We start from the raw sequence: 19,860 nt of genomic DNA, 5'->3' as shown, positions 1-19,860 counted from the left end.
CGCAACCCTTCAAGTGATAGACGGGAAGTGATTAACAATGTTTGAGGACGTGCAATGAGCATTTTGGTGACAGGCGGTGCTGGCTATATTGGCGGGCATACAGTTTTGCGTTTGGCGGATGCAGGTGAAAAAGTTACTGTATTAGACAATCTGACAACAGGCTTCCAATGGGCCATCGACGACCGCGTTGATTTTGTTGAAGGCAATGCTGGCGATGTTGAAAATGTGACCGCGCTGCTGCAGGAACGTGGCATCAAATCTATCTTGCATTTTGCCGGGTCAATTGTTGTGCCCGAGTCGGTTGAGAACCCGCTGAAGTACTATCAAAATAATACGGCGACGACGCGAAATTTAATTGAGGCTGCTGTTAACGCGGGTGTGAAGAACTTCATTTTTTCATCTACCGCTGCGGTTTATGGCATGGCCGGTTTGGAACCCGTTGGGGAAGATAATCCGCTTAGCCCACAATCTCCATATGCGCGCTCCAAGCTAATGAGCGAAATGATGTTGGAAGACGTAGCATTTTCCCATGACATAAAATATGGCGTGTTGCGGTACTTCAACGTTGCGGGGGCGGACCCACAAGGGCGCTCGGGCCAATCAACCCCCTTGGCCACACATTTGATCAAGGTGGCGTGCCAAACAGCTCTTGCGCAACGTGACAAAATGAAGATTTTTGGCACGGATTACGATACGCCTGATGGAACAGGCATTCGGGACTATATTCATGTCACCGATTTGGCCGAAGCACACGCGTTGCTGCTCGACTATTTGCGCAATGGGGGCGAAAGCACCACAATGAATTGCGGTTATGGACGTGGCTATAGTGTCCGTGAGGTGGTCAATGTGGTCAAGAAAGTGACGGGTGTTGACTTTGTTGCCGAAGAAACTGGACGGCGTGCTGGTGACCCTGCAGCCATCGTTGCGCAAGCGGATCGCGCACGTTCTGTGCTTGGCTGGGAGCCAAAACATGATGATTTGCGGGAAATTGTGGAGCACGCGTTCGGCTGGGAAAAATATCTCCTAACGCGCAATGATCGCCCTGAAATGGGCTAAAACAACTGTCATTATTCCCTCCACGACGTTGGGAGGCCCATATGCGCTTTGTTGTTGTTTTTCTCGCTGTTGTCTATGCAGCGTTTTCTGGGGTGGCGTTTTCTGCCCCTCAAGAGAGCTTTGACCAATTTTTGGTTGGCTTTGAGAAAAAAGCACTGTCGGCAGGCATACCCAAAACAGTTTATCGCGCAGCAACAAAGGGCTTAAAACCTGACCCATCAATAAAAGTGTCCCAAGGCAGCCAGCCTGAATTTGAAAAGCCGGTTTGGTCTTATTTGGATCAGCGCATCACCGCAGATCGGATTGAACGTGGGCGTTCCGCGTTTGGCAAAAACGAGGCGCTTTTCAATCGTGTTGGCAATGCATATGGAGTTGATCCATACATGTTGGCAGCCATTTGGGGTGTTGAGACCGATTATGGTGCGATCATGAATAATGATCGCTATTTCAAGCCGGTTTTGCGTTCGCTGTTTAGCCTGGTGCATCAAAGGCGTGGTCGGGTAAAGCTGGACGAAGCCGAGCTGATCGCCGCACTACAGATTTATGCGCGCGGCGAGGCACCAGTATCTGGCTTAAAGGGCTCATGGGCGGGTGCTCTTGGTCATTTGCAGATTATGCCAAGTGCTTTCCTGACCCATGGAACGGATTTTGATGGGGATGGCAAACGCGACCCGCACGGCTCACTAGGCGATGCGTTAGCGTCTAGCGCAAAATGGCTATTGGGTGTTGGTTATCAGCCAGGCCAAGATTGGGGCTATGAAGTCGATCTTCCAAAAGGGTTTGACTATATGTTGGCTGGCCGAACTCAATTACGATCCATTTCATTTTTTGCAGAGCGTGGCGTTACAAGGGTCAAGCGGCGCAAATTTGGGGATTTGGACGAGCAGGTCTTTTTATATGTGCCAGCTGGGGCCGGTGGGCCTAAATTTTTGATGACACAGAATTATTTGGCACTCAAAGGCTATAACTTTGCGGATTCTTATGCGTTGGCAGTCGCCCATTTGACGGATCGACTTAAAGGGGCAGGGCCATTTGTGAACAGTTGGCCCCGGCAAGCAAAATTCCTAAACCGTCAGCAAAGGATAGAACTGCAAAAGCGAATGATGAAGCTTGGTTTTTACGCCGATAAACTGGATGGACGCTTTGGTCCAATTAGCCAAGATGCACTGCGGCAATGGCAAAAACGCCACGGGCACTTAGCAGATGGCTTTGCCACGATTGGTGTCTATAATAGTGTCATGAATTCTAACTGATTTGCGATCTGTTTAATGGCCCGGATACTTCGAATCACATTGTTGTTTTTGCTGATTTTGGCACCACTTACGTTGCCAACGTGGGGCAACGTTGTGTTTGCGCAAGATCGCATTGAAGTTGCACAGGCGGAGAAACCAAAGAAACGCTCGCTGTTTGATGTGCTGTTTGGTCGAAACAAATCTGCAAAGGAAAAAGCGGCGCCACCCAAAAAAACGACGACCAAACGGAAGTCGTCACCTAGCATTACAACAGTGCCGGTGATCAAAATGATAGAGAAGGAACCCGATGCAAAGGTTCTTCTCGTAGTTGGTGATAGTTTGGCGATTGATTTGGCCAAGGCACTGGACCGCTTTTATGCCAAGGAAACCCAATTGGCGATTGTCAGCAAAGGCGTGGGGTCTTCAGGTTTTGTGCGGGACGATTATTTTGATTGGAACGCTGCGATTGATGACTATTTGGCGACCTTAAAGTTCGATCTGGTTGTGGTCGCAATTGGGATTAATGATCGCCAAGAGATTAAGTCCGCAGAAGGGCGATTTGAACCGCTGACTGATGGATGGCGTTTAGAATATGAGCGACGGTTGAACCTGTTCTTGCGCAAGCTTAGCGACGCCAAAAAACCTGTCGTTTGGATGGGGTTGCCGCCCATGAGCAAAACGTCTTATTCAAAATCCATGAGCCAAATAACATCCCTTCATCGGTTGACGGCCTTTGCCAATGGGGCGGATTATGTGGATATTTACGAACGATTTGCGAATGAAGAGGGCGGTTATACGTCTTATGGACCAGACTTAAATGGGCAAAATGTTTTGATGCGCAAGAGTGATGGTATCCATCTTTCGTCTGCGGGTAGTGACAAGGCAGCATTCTTTATCGATAAAATGATTCAACAATATTATCGCGGTGGCGAGATCAGCATTGCGGTGGTGGATCCGCTGGTTGGCACTGACGCTTTTGATATGTTGCGACCACCTTTTCAAGGCATTGCGCAAATTCGCAAGCTAGAACTGGCAGGGGCGGTGCGAGAACTGGGCGAAGTTCGCCGGTCTAGTGGCGAATTGGTTCGGGCCACGACACCGCAACAACAACCTTTACCGCTCGAACAAATGTTTGTTGCCCCTAAAGGCCGGGCAGATGCCTTTGGGGTTGGCGAAGTCGCGGAAACGGACGCGCCGCAAGAATAAAAAAAGCCAGCATCGATGGGGTCACATTGATGCCGGCTTTTGCCAAGTCATTCGCACTGATTGTGGGTTCAGCGCGGCAGACTTGTTTTTCCCATGAGATCAAAGTCAATCGAGCGTGCGGCCTGTCGGCCCTCGCGGATTGCCCACACCACCAAGGACTGGCCCCGGCGCATGTCTCCTGCAGCGTAAACACCGTCCACGCTTGTTTTATAGGACATGGTATCGGCAAAGAGATTTTTACGTGGATCTAAGTCCGCGCCCAATTCTTCCAGCATGCCTTCAAAAACAGGATGGGCAAAGCCGATCGCCATAAGCACCAGATCTGCTTTCAAAATGAACTCGCCGCCATCTACCGGTTTGCGTGCTTTGTCAACGCGGGAGCATTTGACGCCGTTCACATGACCCATTTTGTCGGCCATGATCTCAAGCGTTGCTGCTTGAAACTCTCGGTTTGCGCCTTCAGCTTGCGATGATGAGGTGCGCATTTTGATGGCCCAGTTAGGCCACGATGTCAGTTTGTCTTCTTTTTCAGGTGGCTGAGGGCGAATATCAAGTTGGGTGACAGAAACAGCACCCTGACGGAATGATGTGCCCACACAGTCAGACGCTGTGTCCCCACCACCGATAACCACAACTTTTTTACCCGTCGCAAGGATCGGATCAAGATCGTCGACATTCTCGCCGCCATTGCGTTTATTTTGCTGAACCAAAAACGGCATCGCATAGTGGACGCCAACCAGTTTCTCGCCCTCACAACCCGGGTCACGCGGATGCTCTGAACCACCGCACAAAAGAACGGCATCGTGGTTGCTTTTTAGGTTTTCAATTGTGCGTGTTACGCCGATATTTTCATTGTAGTGGAAGGTAACACCTTCGGCTTCCATCTGTTCGACGCGGAAGTCGATATGGCTTTTTTCCATCTTGAAGTCAGGAATGCCATAGCGGAGCAGTCCACCAGCTTTTGCTTCGCGCTCAAAAAGATGCACTTCGTGACCGGCGCGCGCCAATTGTTGGGCGGCAGCCAGACCCGCAGGGCCTGAACCGACGATGGCGACTTTTTTGCCGGTTTTCTTTTTGGCAGGTTGTGGTTTGATCCAGCCGTTCTTAATCGCGCGGTCGGCAATGGTTTGCTCAACCGTTTTGATGGTGACGGGTTGGTCTTCCAAGTTTAGCGTACAAGCCTCTTCACAAGGGGCGGGGCAAATGCGGCCCGTGAATTCGGGGAAGTTGTTCGTCGAGTGCAGATTTAACGCGGCGCGTTCCCAATCGCGTTGATAAACCAAATCATTCCAATCAGGAATTTGGTTGTTTACGGGGCAACCGGTATCGCCGTGGCAATAGGGGATGCCGCAATCCATGCAACGAGATGCCTGACGCACAATTTCGCCCTCGGTGAGCGGAACCGTGAATTCATTATAGTGCCGAATGCGGTCTGATGCTGGTTCATACCGTGCTTCTTGGCGATCAATTTCGAGAAAACCTGTGTGCTTACCCATCTTGCTTTCTCCTTTTACGCTTTGGCCGAAGATTGCTGGTTTTTTTGCTGTTCCATCTCAAGGATGGCACGGCGATATTCAACCGGCATGACTTTGACAAATTTGCCCCGATAATTTTCCCAGTCGTCAAGAATGTCCTTGGCGCGAGTTGAACCGGTGTAGTGCAAATGGTTTGAAATCAGTTGATATAAACGCTCGTCATCGTGTTTGGTCATGTCGCCTGAAATGTCGACGCGACCGTGCCATTCGATGTCGCCACCGTGGTGGTGGTGTTCGCGCATCAATTCTTCTTCTTCAAGAACTGGCTCAATATCAACCATTGCAAGGTTGCAACGAGACCGGAAGGTTTGATCTTCATCCAAAACATAAGCGACGCCGCCGGACATGCCCGCTGCAAAATTGCGCCCCGTTTCGCCAATCACAACAACAATGCCGCCGGTCATATATTCACAACCGTGATCGCCTGTGCCTTCAACAACCGCAACAGCGCCTGAATTGCGCACTGCAAAACGTTCGCCAGCGATGCCGCGGAAATAGCATTCTCCAGATACCGCGCCATAAAGCACTGTGTTGCCAACAATGATCGCGTTTTCAGGCACGATGTTGGTGTTTTCTGGAGGGCGCACCACAATGCGGCCACCTGAAAGGCCTTTGCCCACATAGTCGTTGGCTTCACCCACGAGGTCAAAGCTTACGCCATTCATCAAAAATGCACCAAAGGCTTGGCCCGCGATGCCTTTAAGGTTCACAGCGATTGTGTCCTCTGGCAATCCTTCAAGACCATATTTTGACGCTACAGCGCCAGAAAGCATAGCACCTGCGGAGCGATTTTTGGATTTGATATCGATATCAAACTTAACTGCTTCGCCGCTTTCAAGCGCCTTGGACGCCTTCTCAATTATTGTGCGGTCAAGTACCTCTTCAAGTTCGTGGTCTTGAACTTGAGAGTGGTAGTATGTGTCGTCGCCCACAAGTTCAGGTTTGTGGAACAATTTGGTGACATCAATCCCTTGGGCTTTCCAATGACCGTCCGAACGTTTTTGTGCAAGCAGATCTGACCGGCCAACCAATTCATTGATGGTGCGTGCGCCCATATCTGCCATGAGTTGGCGAAGCTCTTCAGCGACATAGAAGAAGTAATTGATCACGTGCTCTGGCGTGCCTTTAAAGCGCTTACGCAACACGGGGTCCTGTGTGGCAATGCCAACCGGGCAAGTGTTGAGATGGCATTTGCGCATCATCAAGCAACCCGCTGCAATTAATGGGGCGGTAGCAAAACCAAACTCGTCAGCACCCAAAAGCGCACCGATCAAAACATCACGACCGGTTTTAAAGCCGCCATCTACTTGCAATGCCACACGAGAGCGCAGGCGGTTGAGCACCAGGGTCTGGTGCGTTTCTGCCAAACCAATTTCCCAAGGGGAGCCAGCATGTTTAAGCGAAGTGAGCGGAGAAGCACCTGTGCCGCCATCAAATCCAGAAATCGTGATGTGATCAGCATGTGCCTTTGCCACCCCAGCCGCAACGGTTCCCACGCCCAGCTCCGATACGAGCTTAACTGAGATGTCTGCTTTTTCGTTGACGTTTTTCAGATCGTAGATCAGCTGCGCCAAATCTTCGATTGAATAAATGTCGTGGTGGGGCGGTGGAGAAATTAGACCAACGCCTGGTGTTGAGTGACGCGTTTGGGCGATCACTGCATCCACTTTGTGGCCAGGCAATTGCCCGCCTTCGCCCGGTTTTGCACCTTGCGCCACTTTAATTTGGATCATATCGGCGTTGACCAGATAGTCTGTGGTTACGCCAAACCGGCCGGACGCCACTTGTTTGATGGCTGAACGTTCCGGGTTAGATGTTCCATCGGGCATTGGGTTATAGCGGTCAGGTTCTTCGCCACCTTCACCCGTGTTGGATTTGCCGCCGATTTTGTTCATGGCGACCGCAAGTGACGTATGTGCCTCGCGGCTGATCGATCCAAAAGACATTGCACCAGTTGCAAAGCGTTTGACGATTTCGTTGGCCGGTTCAACCTCTGAAATGTCGATAGGCTCGCCAATCGGTTTGATTTCAAATAGCGAGCGGATGTTCAATAGCTCAGCCGAAGCGTCATTGATGGCTTTGGCGAAGGCATCATATTTGGCCTGTGCGGATGCCGGTGATTGCTCGGCGGTGCGCACGGCGTGCTGCAGGTCAGCAACTGCATTTGGAGACCAAGCGTGGGCTTCACCGCGTGTGCGATATTGGTATTCTCCACCAACGTCCAGTGAGTGGGCCAAAGTTGCGTCATTACCGAACGCCATTGCATGGCGATCCACGGTCTCGCGTGCCACTTCTTTCAGACCAACGCCTTCAATCGAAGTGCCCGTGCCAAAGAAGAATTTTTCAACAAACTCAGTGGAGAGGCCAACAGCATCAAAAATCTGGGCACCACAATAAGATTGGAAAGTTGAAATGCCCATTTTGGACATGACTTTTAGTAGGCCTTTGCCAATGGATTTAATGTAGCGCTCTACGCACTCATGTTCATCCACTTCAGGCGGGAACTGACCCTCAGCTTGAAGCGCTGCGATGGTTTCAAATGCCAAATAGGGGTTGATCGCTTCAGCGCCATAGCCGGCAAGCACAGCAAAGTGATGGACTTCGCGGGCTTCACCAGTTTCAACAACCAATCCGCAAGATGTGCGCAAACCTTTGCGGATCAAGTGGTGGTGTACGGCTGCCGTTGCCAAAAGGGCTGGTATGGCGATCCGGTCGTTGCTGAGCAAACGGTCTGACAGAACGATGATGTTAAGGCCCAAAAGCACAGCGCTTTCGGCACGGTCACAAATAGCTTCCAAAGCCACTTCCATCCAGTCGGCGCCCTTTTCGGCCGCATAGGTGATGTCGATGGTTTCGGTCAGGAACTGATTGTCGCCAATATTTCCGATCGTGCGGATCTTTTCTAGATCCTCATTGGTGAGGATAGGTTGACGCACTTCAAGCCGTTTTTGGGTGGATAGACCCTCAAGATCAAACAGGTTCGGGCGTGGGCCGATGAATGAGATCAAGCTCATCACGCTTTCTTCCCGGATCGGATCGATCGGCGGGTTGGTCACTTGCGCGAAGTTCTGTTTGAAATAGCTATAGAGAACTTTTGATTTGTCGCTAAGGGCTGAAATGGGCGTATCTGTACCCATTGAGCCAACTGCCTCTTGGCCAGTTGTGGCCATTGGGGTCATCAGAAATTTGATGTCTTCAGTTGTGTAGCCAAAAGCTTGCTGGCGATCCAACAGGCTTTCCGAAGATTTCAATGGATGACGATCAACGGCTGGCACGTCTTCGAGCACAATTTGAGTGCGCCCCAACCATTTTTGGTAAGGGTTTTTCTGCGCAAGTTTTGTTTTGATTTCATCGTCTGAAATGATTTTGCCAGCTTCCAAATCCACGAGCAGCATTTTGCCTGGCTGTAAGCGCCATTTTTCAACGATTTGGTCTTCTGGGATATCTAGAACGCCTGCTTCGGACGCAAGAATGATTTGGCCACCTTTGGTGACGCAATAACGTGCGGGGCGCAATCCATTGCGGTCAAGCGTTGCAGCGATCCGTCGACCATCGGTCATGGTCAGTGCCGCAGGGCCGTCCCAAGGTTCCATAATAGCAGCATGATATTCGTAGAACGCTTTGCGCTCTTCGTTCATCAGTGGGTTGCCAGCCCAAGCTTGGGGCACCATCATCATGGCAGCATGGGGCAGGTCGTAGCCACCACGCACGAGGAATTCTAGAGCATTGTCAAAACAGGCTGTATCTGATTGACCCTCATAGGAAATTGGCCAGATTTTCTCGATATCATCGCCAAACCGGTCCGATGAAACCGAAGCCTGACGTGCCGCCATCCAGTTTACGTTGCCGCGAATGGTGTTGATCTCACCATTGTGGGCCACAAAGCGATAAGGGTGAGCAAGCTTCCAAGAAGGGAAAGTGTTGGTTGAAAAACGCTGGTGCACCAATGCCAATGCAGATGTGAAATCTTTGTCGGCTAGGTCTGGATAAAATGGACCCAACTGATTGGCCAAGAACATGCCTTTATACACAATTGTGCGGGCGGACATGGACACAACATAAAATCCATTGTCGTTGTCGGCCTCAGGCAAGGCTGCATAAATTGTGTTTGAGATGACTTTGCGGGTGATCAACAGTTTGGTTTCAAACGCGTCGGCATCCATCCCCTCAGGGCGCGCGAGAAAAACCTGCTCGATGATGGGTTGCGTTCCAATTACACCTTGAGAAAGACATGAGTTATCCGTTGGCACTTCGCGTGAGCCAAGAACCTCGATGCCTTCTTTCTTTGCGCATTCCAACAGTTTAGCAGCGCACTTTTCTTTAAGCTCTGGGTCATTTGGATAAAACAGCATGGCCACGGCATATTCGCCTTGGCTTGGTAAATCGAAGTTGACGGATTTGGCGAAGAACGCATGCGGGATTTGTACCAGCATGCCGGCCCCATCTCCCATTAGCGGGTCAGCGCCTACTGCACCACGGTGGGTGAGGTTGATCAGAATATCCAACCCATTTTGAACGATCTCATGGGTTTTTGTGTTGTTAATATTGGCGATAAAGCCAAGACCACACGCATCATGTTCGTTGGCAGGATCATATAGACCCTGTTTGGCAGGGCGGCCATTGTAAGCAGATTTGGCGGTCATCGATGTGCTCCCCATCAATGTTGTCATGCTGTTGGCCATAAGCCCCTCCTTCAAAAGTGTCGTCCTTTTTACCCGAATGGGTAAAAATTGGTCAGGTCATCATGCTCGGGTCGCTTGTTGGAATACCACAAGCGGCTCGTTGCGACGTTGCGCAAACAATTTTCAAAAGAACGGCCAAGTGACTTGTTGCCGTTCAACTTACGAGCTCGAATTTTCGAACTCTCCCCTAGCGCTTTACCAGCGACATTTGACACACGTTCAACACCTCACTCTAACTATCACAAATTAGAAATGGGCGTCGCGGTGTTTTATAATGGACAATATTGCTGTCCTATTTTGAGTGGGAGATTGCCAGAAAATTGAGAGAAGGGCAAGACGGGTGGATAAGTTTTTTTGTCGCAGTGTGCGAGAATAGCTTTAATGTAAATGATGAAACAGGCGCAGTAAATTTGCAATAACTGCGCCTGTCGTTTGTATAGAATCAGGTACTATTGAAATAGACGAACTAGTTGCAGTTTAGTTCTTCACATCGTTTTCAATAGTCTTTGTTTCATTTGCTTTATCCGTCCCAATTGCAATCTTGCGTGGACGTTTGCTTTCGGGCAGCTCACGCACCAGATCAATGTGCAACAGTCCGTTTTGCAGATCTGCGCCTTGAACTTCTACATGGTCCGCCAATTGGAACCGACGTTCAAATGATCGTTCAGCGATGCCGCGGTGCAAGAATTCGCGCTTCTGTTCCGTCTGAGAGGTTGATTTGGCCCCTTTGACGCTTATCGCGTTTTCTTTGGTCTCGATGACGATATCGTCAGCGGAAAAGCCCGCGACGGCCATAGAGATGCGATAGGTGAATTCGCCCGTGCGCTCGATGTTATAGGGTGGAAATGCGTTGGCCTCTTGGGGTGCTTGGTCATCAAGAAGCGAAAACAGGCGGTCAAAGCCCACCGTTGAGCGGTAGAATGGGGAAAGATCTAGAGTTTGCATAACATATTCTCCTGTGAGCAACATGCATCGATTTGACAAATTGAACGGCCCCACTTTGGAGCGGCGGCGGTTCAAGTTGGCCCCTTCAGTGGCAGCCAACGTCAAATATGTTGTGCCTATTTTTTTGTTTTCAAGAGGCGATGGAACTCAAATTATCTTCGATGAACCGAATATGAATGCTGGCTTCGGAAATCGTTCAGTCGGTCCTTGGTAATTGTTTGAATGTGGCGAGCAAAAAGTCTGATCACTTCGAAAAGCGTCACACCAATTGAAAAATGAGATGCCATCATCCGCCCCCCGCATGGTATCTCACAAAAAGAACCAGCAATTCATTTCGGATTGCTGGTTTTTTTGTCTGCGGTGCCTTACTAAATAGGACAGTGAATTTTGCCAATTTTCAATTTTGTGGGGCTTTATGTCTTTGCCAGCCAAATCTTCGTCAGTTGCTCAGGTTTTGGGCCCCGAACTTGCCAATATTCCTTCAAACCCCATTCCAGAGGGTGCGCAAGCAGGATATTTTTCGACCCAAGATCGAGTGCGATTGCGTTACGCTATATTTCCCGCGCTTGGTCAAAAAAAGCGGGGCACCATTTGTTTGGTGCAGGGGCGGACGGAATATATAGAAAAATACTTTGAAACGATTGTTGATTTTCAAACGCGTGGTTTTCAGGTGGCAGCGTTCGACTGGCGCGGGCAGGGTGGGTCCGACCGGCTAATAGGCAATCCCAAACTTGGCTATGTTGAGGATTTCGACGACTATGTGACGGATCTTGTGGATTTCCACGCGCAGATCTTGCTACCCGATTGCCCGCCGCCCTATTTCCTAGTGGGTCACTCAATGGGTGGTCTTGTGTCTTTATTGGCTGCAACCCGCGATAGATTGATGTTCGATCGGGTGTTTTTAAGTGCGCCAATGGTGTCGGTGGATACGGGCGTGAGCCTTGCAACAGCAGCTACAATTTTGGGCGCTGGTAAATATCTTGGTCTTGGAAGATTGCCTCTTAATCCATGGAATTTCCCCCACCCGAGTGAAGCAACATTTCCCGGCAATGACATAACATCGGATCATTCACGATATATGCGCATGGTCAAAACGCTTGATCACCGTCCCGATTTGGAAATTGGCGCGCCGTCCATTGGTTGGGGCGCCGCGTCGTTTAAAGCGATGCTGCGCGCCAACACCAGCGAGTTTGCCTCTGAAATTCGGTTGCCAGTGCTCATGTTGGGGGCGGCGTCTGACAGTGTGGTCTCGACCCCCGCAATTGAGCAGTTGGGGATCAGTATGCGCATTGGACGCCACGCTGTGTTGCCCAACTCCCGCCATGAGATTTTCATGGAAACGGATGCCATTCGTGCGCAGGCGTTTGCCGCCTTTGACGCCTTTATCACTGAACAAACCAAAGGTTTTTAGCCAGATAGCAATCTAATCGATTGCTGCAGGCGCAAGCACTTCCAAAGCCGCTCTGTGGATTTCTTCATTGGCTGCCGCGATGATTTGTCCGCCGTTGGAGGCTTGTTTACCTGACCAGGTGCTGACAATGCCGCCAGCTTGTTCGATAATGGGGATCATTGCAGCTATGTCGACGTTCTTAAGGTCTTCTTCGACCACCAACTCGCCATGGCCAGAGGCCAGCATCGCGTAGGCGTAGCAGTCCAGTCCATAGCGCGCGAGCTTTACATTGTTTTCCAGTCTGTCATAGGCTGCAAGAGAAGACGCGCGCGAGAAGATGCGAGGCGATGTGGTGAATAAGTTGGCCTGGCCCAATTCTTTCACGCCGCTTGTACGCAAATTACTGTGTGTGCCGTTGCGTGTTAGAAATGACTTGCCTGGCAATCCGACAAAATTCTCACCGATGTGGGGCTGGCTCATGAGGCCAGCAATTGCTTCACCTTGATAGGTAAGGGCGATAAGAGTGCCCCACACAGGCAAGCCGCAGATAAAGGCGCGGGTGCCATCGATGGGATCAATGATCCAGCTGAACGGACTGTTCGTTTCCTTATTGTCCCATTCTTCGCCAAATATGCTATGGTCTGGGAAATGGTTCGCGATAACGGCGCGGATCGCCAATTCTGCTTCCTTGTCTGCGGCGGTGACAGGGTCGAACCCGCTTTGCAGTTTATTCTCAACATCGATAGTTTTACGGAAGTATTTAAGCGTAATATTCTGCGCTTTTTCAGATGCTTCCAGCAAAATTCTGTGAATTAAATCGAAATCCAAATCTTCGGTGGATTCTATTCGTGGATTTTTCATTTTTTTCTATCAACTTGCTGGTTTTGTTGGATTTTGATGAAGGTTTAGGAAATCTTTACACTGCTGTTCTATGGTTTTGGTAGAGTCATTTTGGCAACAGCTTATCGAATTGGTTGTTTTGTTGTTGGTTGATGGCTTGCATTTTGGGGCAAATCAGTTCACCCCAGTAGATGCATGATGCATTGGCAACTCAGCAAATATTGCTTTGAGCTGCTAACGTTTCCTCCCTTGACTAGGGCCGCTTCGGGCGGCCCCTTTTTCGGAAAAAATTTGAAATATTTGAGTTCTTGCTTATTCGGCGGCGCGCGGTTGGTCAATGAACTCGCGCAAATCCAGTCGCACCAAGAGTGAAATAAGCTGATGAGTGAGCTGTTGCATATGCGCAAAGTTTGCGCTTTTTTCTAACGTCACTTCGTTCATATACAGATGCCGACCTATTTCAATTTGCAGGGCATGGACATTATTGCCAGGCTTGCCGTAGGTCTTGGTGGTGAAACCGCCAGCATAAGGACGGTTGCGCGCAACTTTTAAGCCTGCCGTTGTAAATAGTGTATCGGTCAGGTCCGCAATCATTGGGTGGCAGGTTGAGCCAAAACGATCGCCCAGCACAATGTCTGGTGCACTGGCATTGCCGCGTTTATCCAAATTCGGCATGGAATGGCAATCAATCAAAACAGCAATGCCAAAGTTTTCAAGGGTTTGGCTCAAAAGGTTTTGCAAGGCAGCGTGGTAGGGCTTGTAAATGCCCTCAATGCGCATGTGTGCGTCTGCTAGCGAGAGCTTAGTGCGATATATGGGCTTCTTCTCAGCGACAATTTTTGCAATGGTCCCCAAGCCAGCAGCGACCCGTGGCGACATTGTATTGTAATTGTCAGGCAGTTGGCCCTCAAACATCACCGGATCGAGCTCGTAGGGTTCTCTGTTTACATCCAAGTAGGCGCGTGGAAAGTGAGCGCGCAATAAGGGGGCGCCAAAGTTGGGCGCGCGGCCAAACAATTCGTCGACAAATGCGTCTTCAGATTGGCGAATGCTCAATTCATCTAGTCGCGTTTGATCCACAAAGCGCTTTGGATAGTCCCTGCCCGAATGGGGTGAATTGAAAACAAATGGGGCGCGTTGAACGCGCGGCCGGATTGTTTCAAAAGCTGGTCGGTCAAAATAGTCTGATTTCAACATGTTCTCCGCGAATTACGGTGCTGTTCCCCAGAGCACATTGTGTAGAAGAATGATTATGAAGTCCACCCGAACAAGATGATTTGATGTGCAGAAATAAATAGTGACGTTGTTGGCTTGAGTTTGTGGCCACACACAGGCAAAATCCGAATCAATTGATTGCTTTTGGAGAGGCTTTTTCGATGCGTCGAATTCTGTTGGCTGAAGATGATAACGATATGCGCAAGTTTTTAACGCGCGCATTGGGTAATGCCGGTTATGAAGTGGTTGCATTCGACAATGGACGCTCGGCTTATGAGCGCTTGCGTGAAGAGCCATTTACGTTGCTGCTTTCTGACATTGTGATGCCAGAAATGGACGGGATTGAATTGGCCCGTCGCGCCACTGAACTTGATCCGGATTTGAAGGTGATGTTTATCACCGGTTTTGCTGCTGTTGCGCTCAACCCGGATAGCGAGGCACCAAAAGACGCCTCTGTTTTGTCAAAACCATTTCATTTGAAAGATTTGGTTGATGAAGTGGAACGCTTGCTTGCCGCATAGTGTTCGCTCATTTCTCTAGGTTTTGAAATAGGCCTCTATCTCTTTGTGGATAGGGGCCATTTCTTTGTCGCCAGGCATGTGGGCGCTTTCTTCAAGCACAAATTCAATTCCGATGTTCAAGATGCGCTCTGCGTGGGCACGTGTTTTATCGTATGGGAACATAATGTCGTTTCGGGCGAAGACAATAAAAACCGGCGCCATATCTTTGGGCATATCATTTTTAAAGAATGGTCCAGCTGGCCGATGTCGCCAAAAGGCGGTTTGGCGAATTATGATGTCAAGATAGTCAATGTTGTCCGGCGTCAAATGGCGCGACAATGGACGGGCTATTGTGGGTAAGATTGCTTTATTTGGAACAAAACGATAGGCGAGCCAGGAGAGCAAGAGCTTGGCGTAAATCTTGATGTAGGGCAATTTGGGCGTAACACCTGCGGTGACAACAAGCGCAAGTTTGTCGACCCGCTTTGGGGCGAGTTTGAGCATTTCTAGTGCGATTGAACCCCCAAAGCTGGCCCCAGCAATATCTGCCTTTTCAAGATGCAGCTGATCCATCAGCTCTATGAGCCATTTGCCGTAGGCGTTGTTTTTCATAGTGAAAGGCACGTCAGCAGAGCGGCCCGGCTGGCCGATTAGGTCCGGCGCGATCAACCAATGGTCTTTAGCCAGATAGGCAAAGAAGTTGAGCATCATTGGGCCGGTAATGGACATGCCGGGTAGTATTAAGAGTGGCTTTGCTTGGCGATTGCCCATGCTGGTAACATGGGTGGTGCCAAAGGATGTGGCGAGCACGCTTGTTTCAACATCCCCATCCAACAAACTCAAAGATTTATCATAATAGGCCTGAAATTCCTCTCGCCCTCCAATCGAACGGTAAACTGAATTTTTGGGCAAAGGGTGAGATTGGTTGCGCCACGTATCAATTTTGGTAGTGCGAAGAAGGGACTGCTCCATCATTTCGCGCTTGGGGTTGTGTGAGCACCAATTGTTCGCACCTGCACACCATCTTTTTTCAGTTGGTTTTGGGTTTGCGCGAAAAGGCTTTCGTGGGTGTAGCAGGGCAATTTTGGATACTCGTGGTGTAAAAAGTGATGGTTATTCAGCCAAAAAAATGGGCTAACGATATATTCCCAAAATCGTTCTCCGCGCACGATCAGTGTGGTCTTTTTGCGATCAGATGTCTGTTCAATGGTGTGTAAAATTCTATGTGAGACAGCGATAGCGGAAGAAGCAATAGATGCGGGGGCTAGCCATAAGAAGAAGGTTTGCACCGGAAACATGATCAGCAAAATCATTAATACCGCAATGATCAAGCCGATACGAATATAGCTCGATGTTGCGAATGTCTTTGAGATTGCGTGTTTTTTGTCTGCAATGACAAACATGCGCAAATAGTGAAGGGGGACGAACAGTCCTAGAAACAGACCTTTGGGGATCGAGACGTTTTGAAGCCAGTAATCAGGGTCGTGTTCGGGGTCGTTGGTGTTGGCGTGGTGGCGTAGGTGTAAAAACTTGAATGTGGGAAAGTCATAAACGAGCAGCCAGCCATGCAAGGTGCCTAACAGCTGATCTAGCCAAGCGTTTGAGCGATTTGAAATGGTTTTATGGGTTGCTTCATGAGCAACGGCAAAGCTCATATGTATGGCAAAAAATGACAATAGGCTTGCCGCCCAAAGTGGGATGTAACTCATAAGATAACCGCCTATTGCCAATGCAAAAAGTGCCAACAACAACAATGAGGCGGCGAGTGTGGGCAATGCGAGTTTGTTGCGTTGCGCCTGCATCATCGACCGAGCAATTTGTGTTGTGCTTAGTGGCATTAGCTATCCTGTTGCGGCAAATATTGCAGCGAGTATGCAAAGCGATGCGCAATATGTCTAGGTCGCAATTGCGCCCGGGCAGGGAATGCCAAATTTTGGACAAATAGCTATTGACCCGCATTGTGGTTTTATGGTCTATCACCCCAGCAATCTTGATTGCACGGATGGGCGTATAGCTCAGCGGGAGAGCACTACATTGACATTGTAGGGGTCACTGGTTCAATCCCAGTTACGCCCACCATCCATTCCCCTTCTATTCATCTTGATTTGTTTCTTAATGGGCATCTGCCTGTTTCGCGCCGTTGTGTGTTTCGTACCCTGATGCGCTTTGCACTGGTTGATCGGTTTGTGGAAAATCGACAAATTGATTTGTTGCTCAATAATTGGTTTCATCAACAATTTACTAAAAGTTTAGGCGGAGCTGCTAGTCTTCGTTTGTAACTTTTAAGTATTTGATCATGCTCAATAGATGTAGTGCGTTAGTATTTTCAGCAGATGGACGGTGGTCGGAGGCGTTTTGCGCCAACCTAATCTCGATCGGCTTTATGCGTACATTTTGCGTTAACGACTTTGAATCGCTTGAGCAGGCGATCTCCAGACATCACATCAATTATTGTTTCTTTTCGCAGTCCAGTCAGGTCGTTCAAATCCGCGCGGCGATCAATGCAATTCGAACCTACAAAGACGATGATGTTCGATTTTCGCCAATCATATTGATGGCAAAAGAGATCTCAAAAGAGGAGCTGCGGCAGTATATCGGTATTGGATTTGACGACATTGTTCAATTCCCATGTACTTTTGATATGCTGCGTACGCGCGCAAAACGACAGCTGAACAATGTCATCAAATACTATGAAACCGCCGACTATTTCGGCCCTGATCGACGAAACTTCTTTGGTTCACAAACCCAACAGCACGAAAAGCGGAATGGGCTTGCCCCTTATAAGTGCCTGTCTGTCCGGCGTGATGTGTTTAAGGGCGTTGAAGTGGTCGATGTTTTTGATCATAAACCGCCCGCATTTGCCCAAGATGGGTTGAAAGCGATTTAGCTTGTTTGCTTTTCTAGTTGCTGAAGAGCGTATTCTTGCATGGCCTCAAGTTCTTTGACCGCTATTTCCAAATCTTCTTTTTGGGCGCGCAGCATCGATAGTCTTGAATTGACCCGCTCCAGCAAATGCTGGGTTTGTGTTGCTTGGGTGTTGTCGGCGTCATAGAGCTCGAGGTAATCGGATATTTCACTCAGTGAAAATCCAAGCCTTTTGCCGCGCAGTATGAGCAGTAAGCGGGTGCGGTCGCGGCGGCGAAATACCCGTGTGGTCCCCACACGGTCGGGAATGATGAGGCCTTTAGACTCATAGAATCGAATTGTTCGGGTGGAAATGCTGAACTCGTCGGCGAGTTCAGCAATTGAAAACAGATCTTGTTTCTTTTCGGCTGGTTTTTCCAGTATTCTATCCATTACGATGCCTTCGAATCCGACATTTTTTGGTATTCTTCGCGTAGCTCTTTTTTCGACAGCTTGCCAATAAGGGTTTTGGGAAGCTCATCTTTGAAGATGATTTCACGCGGCATTTCAATCTTGGATATATATGTTTGGATGAACGCCATCAGTTCGTCTTCGGTTGCAGTGGTACCTTTGACCAGCTTCACAAATGCAATTGGCGCTTCGCCTCGATATTCGTCTTTAACGCCGATGACATTGCATTCATCAACCGCATCGTGGTGGTAAAGCGCGTCTTCGATGGCGCGCGGGTAAACATTGTAACCAGAACAAATGATGGTGTCTTTGATGCGGTCGACGATGAAGATAAAGCCCTCTTCGTCAATGTACCCAACATCGCCTGTTCGGAAATAGCCATTAACAAAGGCCTCGGCGTTTGCTTCAGGGTTGTCCAGATATCCAGGCATAATTTGAGGGCCCTTGGCAACAAGCTCGCCGCGCTCGCCGGGTTCAACAAATACCGAAGGATCCTCAACACTGACAAATTGAATGTCCGTGCCGGGCATGGGTTGGCCGATGGAGTTTTCTTTGTTCGTTCCATAGAGTGGTGAGCATGCCAAAACCGGTGCGGTTTCGGTTAGGCCGTACCCTTCAGCTATTCGGCCACCGGTTGCTTTGGCAAAAGCAATTTTTGTTTCGTTTGGCAGCGCTGCGCCGCCCGAAATGCCGATTTCAATGCTTGAAATGTCATATTTGTCTAGCTCTGGGGCTGTAGCCAGTGCGTGTGAAAGGGTGGGAACAGCTGGAAAGATTGTTGGTTTGGTGCGCACAATTAATTTGAGCAGCGGGAGCTTTTCATAGCGCGGCAGCATGACCACTTTAACCCCGTTGACCAATGGGGTGTTCATGCACACCGTCATTGCAAAAATATGGAAGAAGGGTAAAACCGCGATCAGGCTGGCTGGTGGCCTGAATAAATCAAGCCCCCACAAGTCGATCTGGCTCAAGTTCGCCGCAATATTTGCGTGGGTGAGTACGGCGGCTTTGGGAAGTCCGGTGGTGCCGCCCGTAAATTGGAGCACAGCCATATCATCGCCGCTTAGGGCAACCTTGTCTGGGAGGTGACCTGCGTTCATCAAGTCATCCCAATGAACTGTCTTACCTGCTTGCGATGAAGCAGCTATATTGGCGAGATCCTTGCTCTTTAAAAGCTTATAAAGCACCTTCTTTAAGGTCGGTAGCGCGTTAGGGAAGTGGGCAACCAGTATTTTTTCGCACAAGTTATCTTGTGCAAGCGCTTCTGCTTTGTCGAATGTGAGTGCCAAATCAAGGGTGATGATGACCTTGCAATTGGAGTTTTTAAGAATATGGGTAAGTTCGGGGACAGTATATAGCGGGTTGCAATTGACGATTGTTGCGCCAATTTTTAGTGCGGCATAATAAGCGATCGGAAAGAAATGGCTGTTTGGCATGAGAAGGGCGACCCTGTCGCCTTTTTTGATGCCCATTTGCTTTTGCAAAGCGCCCGCCATTTGATCAATCGCTTCGCCAAGTTCTGCGAACGTTGTTTCTTTGCCAAGGAAATCAAGGGCGACCCTGTTTGCGTGTTTCTTGACAGACGCATCGATTTGCTCGGGCACAGGGGTGGTATCGACCGGAGCGTAAAAGTCAATTCCTTCAGGATAGTTTTCGATCCAAGGTTGATACGGCTTGTGCGTTGCTGATTTTGTTCCCATTTCCCACTCCCCTTAATTTGGTTGCAAAAACTATTGCATGTATTGACGTTAACGTCAATTAAGCGACGTCCCGCAAAAACATTTTCGAGTTTAGGGGTGGTGGATCGCTTAAGCACCTTCAAATGTTAGGCAATTCAGGCTCTTGCCTTTATCGTCATTGTGTTGACGTTAACGTATATCTGTGCCAATGTGCAATGAACTAAAATCATGGTTGTATGTGGCTTGCTGCTTGGTGTGGCGACGC

General features: G+C 49.3%; 15 protein-coding genes and 1 tRNA gene. 7 read left to right on the top strand and 9 right to left on the bottom strand.

Annotated elements, in window-relative coordinates; genetic code table 11:
- The first annotated feature begins 54 nt into the window (after positions 1–54).
- The 3 genes from galE to O4H47_RS15565 are packed head-to-tail and all read left to right on the top strand — an operon-like array spanning position 55 to position 3,494.
- Positions 55–1,056: a UDP-glucose 4-epimerase GalE gene (galE, locus tag O4H47_RS15575; protein ID WP_269394934.1), complete on the top strand. Its 1,002-nt coding sequence runs from the start codon at positions 55–57 to the stop codon at positions 1,054–1,056.
- A gap of 41 nt (positions 1,057–1,097) precedes the next feature.
- A complete protein-coding gene (locus O4H47_RS15570; protein ID WP_269394933.1) occupies positions 1,098–2,309 on the top strand; it encodes a lytic murein transglycosylase in 1,212 nt (403 codons plus the stop codon).
- 15 nt (positions 2,310–2,324) lie between these two features.
- Entirely contained in the window at positions 2,325–3,494 is a 1,170-nt protein-coding gene (locus O4H47_RS15565; protein WP_269394932.1) for a DUF459 domain-containing protein, read from the top strand.
- 68 nt (positions 3,495–3,562) lie between these two features.
- On the opposite strand, the gene O4H47_RS15560 is transcribed toward O4H47_RS15565, so the two are convergent.
- The 3 genes from O4H47_RS15560 to O4H47_RS15550 all read right to left on the bottom strand — a co-directional run bounded on the left by O4H47_RS15560 (position 3,563) and on the right by O4H47_RS15550 (position 10,656).
- Positions 3,563–4,990, bottom strand: a complete 1,428-nt coding sequence (locus O4H47_RS15560) for a glutamate synthase subunit beta (RefSeq protein WP_269394931.1) — start codon at positions 4,988–4,990, stop codon at positions 3,563–3,565.
- Positions 4,991–5,004: 14 nt separating this feature from the next.
- Complete coding sequence (gene gltB, locus O4H47_RS15555; RefSeq protein WP_269394985.1) at positions 5,005–9,699, bottom strand: glutamate synthase large subunit; 4,695 nt, start codon at positions 9,697–9,699, stop codon at positions 5,005–5,007.
- A 489-nt stretch (positions 9,700–10,188) separates the two neighbouring features.
- Positions 10,189–10,656, bottom strand: a complete 468-nt coding sequence (locus O4H47_RS15550) for an Hsp20 family protein (RefSeq protein WP_269394930.1) — start codon at positions 10,654–10,656, stop codon at positions 10,189–10,191.
- Between the two features lie 415 nt (positions 10,657–11,071).
- Between O4H47_RS15550 and O4H47_RS15545 the strand changes: the two genes are divergently transcribed.
- Positions 11,072–12,067, top strand: coding sequence for an alpha/beta fold hydrolase (locus tag O4H47_RS15545; RefSeq protein ID WP_269394929.1), 996 nt, complete (start codon positions 11,072–11,074; stop codon positions 12,065–12,067).
- Positions 12,068–12,079: 12 nt separating this feature from the next.
- Here the strand turns inward: O4H47_RS15545 and hisN are convergent, their stop codons facing one another.
- Both hisN and O4H47_RS15535 read right to left on the bottom strand, forming a co-directional pair.
- Complete coding sequence (hisN, locus tag O4H47_RS15540; RefSeq protein ID WP_269394928.1) at positions 12,080–12,907, bottom strand: histidinol-phosphatase; 828 nt, start codon at positions 12,905–12,907, stop codon at positions 12,080–12,082.
- 291 nt (positions 12,908–13,198) lie between these two features.
- Entirely contained in the window at positions 13,199–14,083 is an 885-nt protein-coding gene (locus O4H47_RS15535) for an N-formylglutamate amidohydrolase (protein WP_269394927.1), read from the bottom strand.
- A gap of 179 nt (positions 14,084–14,262) precedes the next feature.
- On the opposite strand from O4H47_RS15535, the gene cpdR reads away from it, so the two are divergent.
- The gene (cpdR, locus tag O4H47_RS15530) at positions 14,263–14,622 is read left to right on the top strand and encodes a cell cycle two-component system response regulator CpdR (protein ID WP_269394926.1); all 360 of its coding nucleotides are present in this window, start codon (positions 14,263–14,265) and stop codon (positions 14,620–14,622) included.
- A gap of 15 nt (positions 14,623–14,637) precedes the next feature.
- On the opposite strand, the gene O4H47_RS15525 is transcribed toward cpdR, so the two are convergent.
- The gene (locus O4H47_RS15525; RefSeq protein WP_269394925.1) at positions 14,638–15,444 is read right to left on the bottom strand and encodes an alpha/beta fold hydrolase; all 807 of its coding nucleotides are present in this window, start codon (positions 15,442–15,444) and stop codon (positions 14,638–14,640) included.
- A gap of 128 nt (positions 15,445–15,572) precedes the next feature.
- Positions 15,573–16,439, bottom strand: coding sequence for a fatty acid desaturase family protein (locus O4H47_RS15520; RefSeq protein WP_269394924.1), 867 nt, complete (start codon positions 16,437–16,439; stop codon positions 15,573–15,575).
- A gap of 166 nt (positions 16,440–16,605) precedes the next feature.
- Between O4H47_RS15520 and O4H47_RS15515 the strand changes: the two genes are divergently transcribed.
- Positions 16,606–16,680 (top strand) — tRNA-Val (locus tag O4H47_RS15515).
- Between the two features lie 217 nt (positions 16,681–16,897).
- Complete coding sequence (locus O4H47_RS15510) at positions 16,898–17,488, top strand: hypothetical protein (protein ID WP_269394923.1); 591 nt, start codon at positions 16,898–16,900, stop codon at positions 17,486–17,488.
- Here the strand turns inward: O4H47_RS15510 and O4H47_RS15505 are convergent.
- On the bottom strand, positions 17,485–17,898 hold the full coding sequence (locus tag O4H47_RS15505) for a MerR family transcriptional regulator (protein ID WP_269394922.1): 414 nt from the start codon (positions 17,896–17,898) through the stop codon (positions 17,485–17,487). The two genes, O4H47_RS15510 and O4H47_RS15505, sit on opposite strands and share 4 nt — an antisense overlap.
- Complete coding sequence (locus tag O4H47_RS15500; RefSeq protein ID WP_269394921.1) at positions 17,898–19,616, bottom strand: long-chain-fatty-acid--CoA ligase; 1,719 nt, start codon at positions 19,614–19,616, stop codon at positions 17,898–17,900. The genes O4H47_RS15505 and O4H47_RS15500 overlap by 1 nt, the downstream gene beginning before the upstream one ends.
- Positions 19,617–19,860: the final 244 nt, after the last annotated feature.

Source organism: Maritalea porphyrae (assembly GCF_027213965.1).
Lineage (GTDB): Bacteria > Pseudomonadota > Alphaproteobacteria > Rhizobiales > Devosiaceae > Maritalea > Maritalea porphyrae_A.
This window is presented reverse-complemented; position numbering and strand designations above follow the sequence as displayed.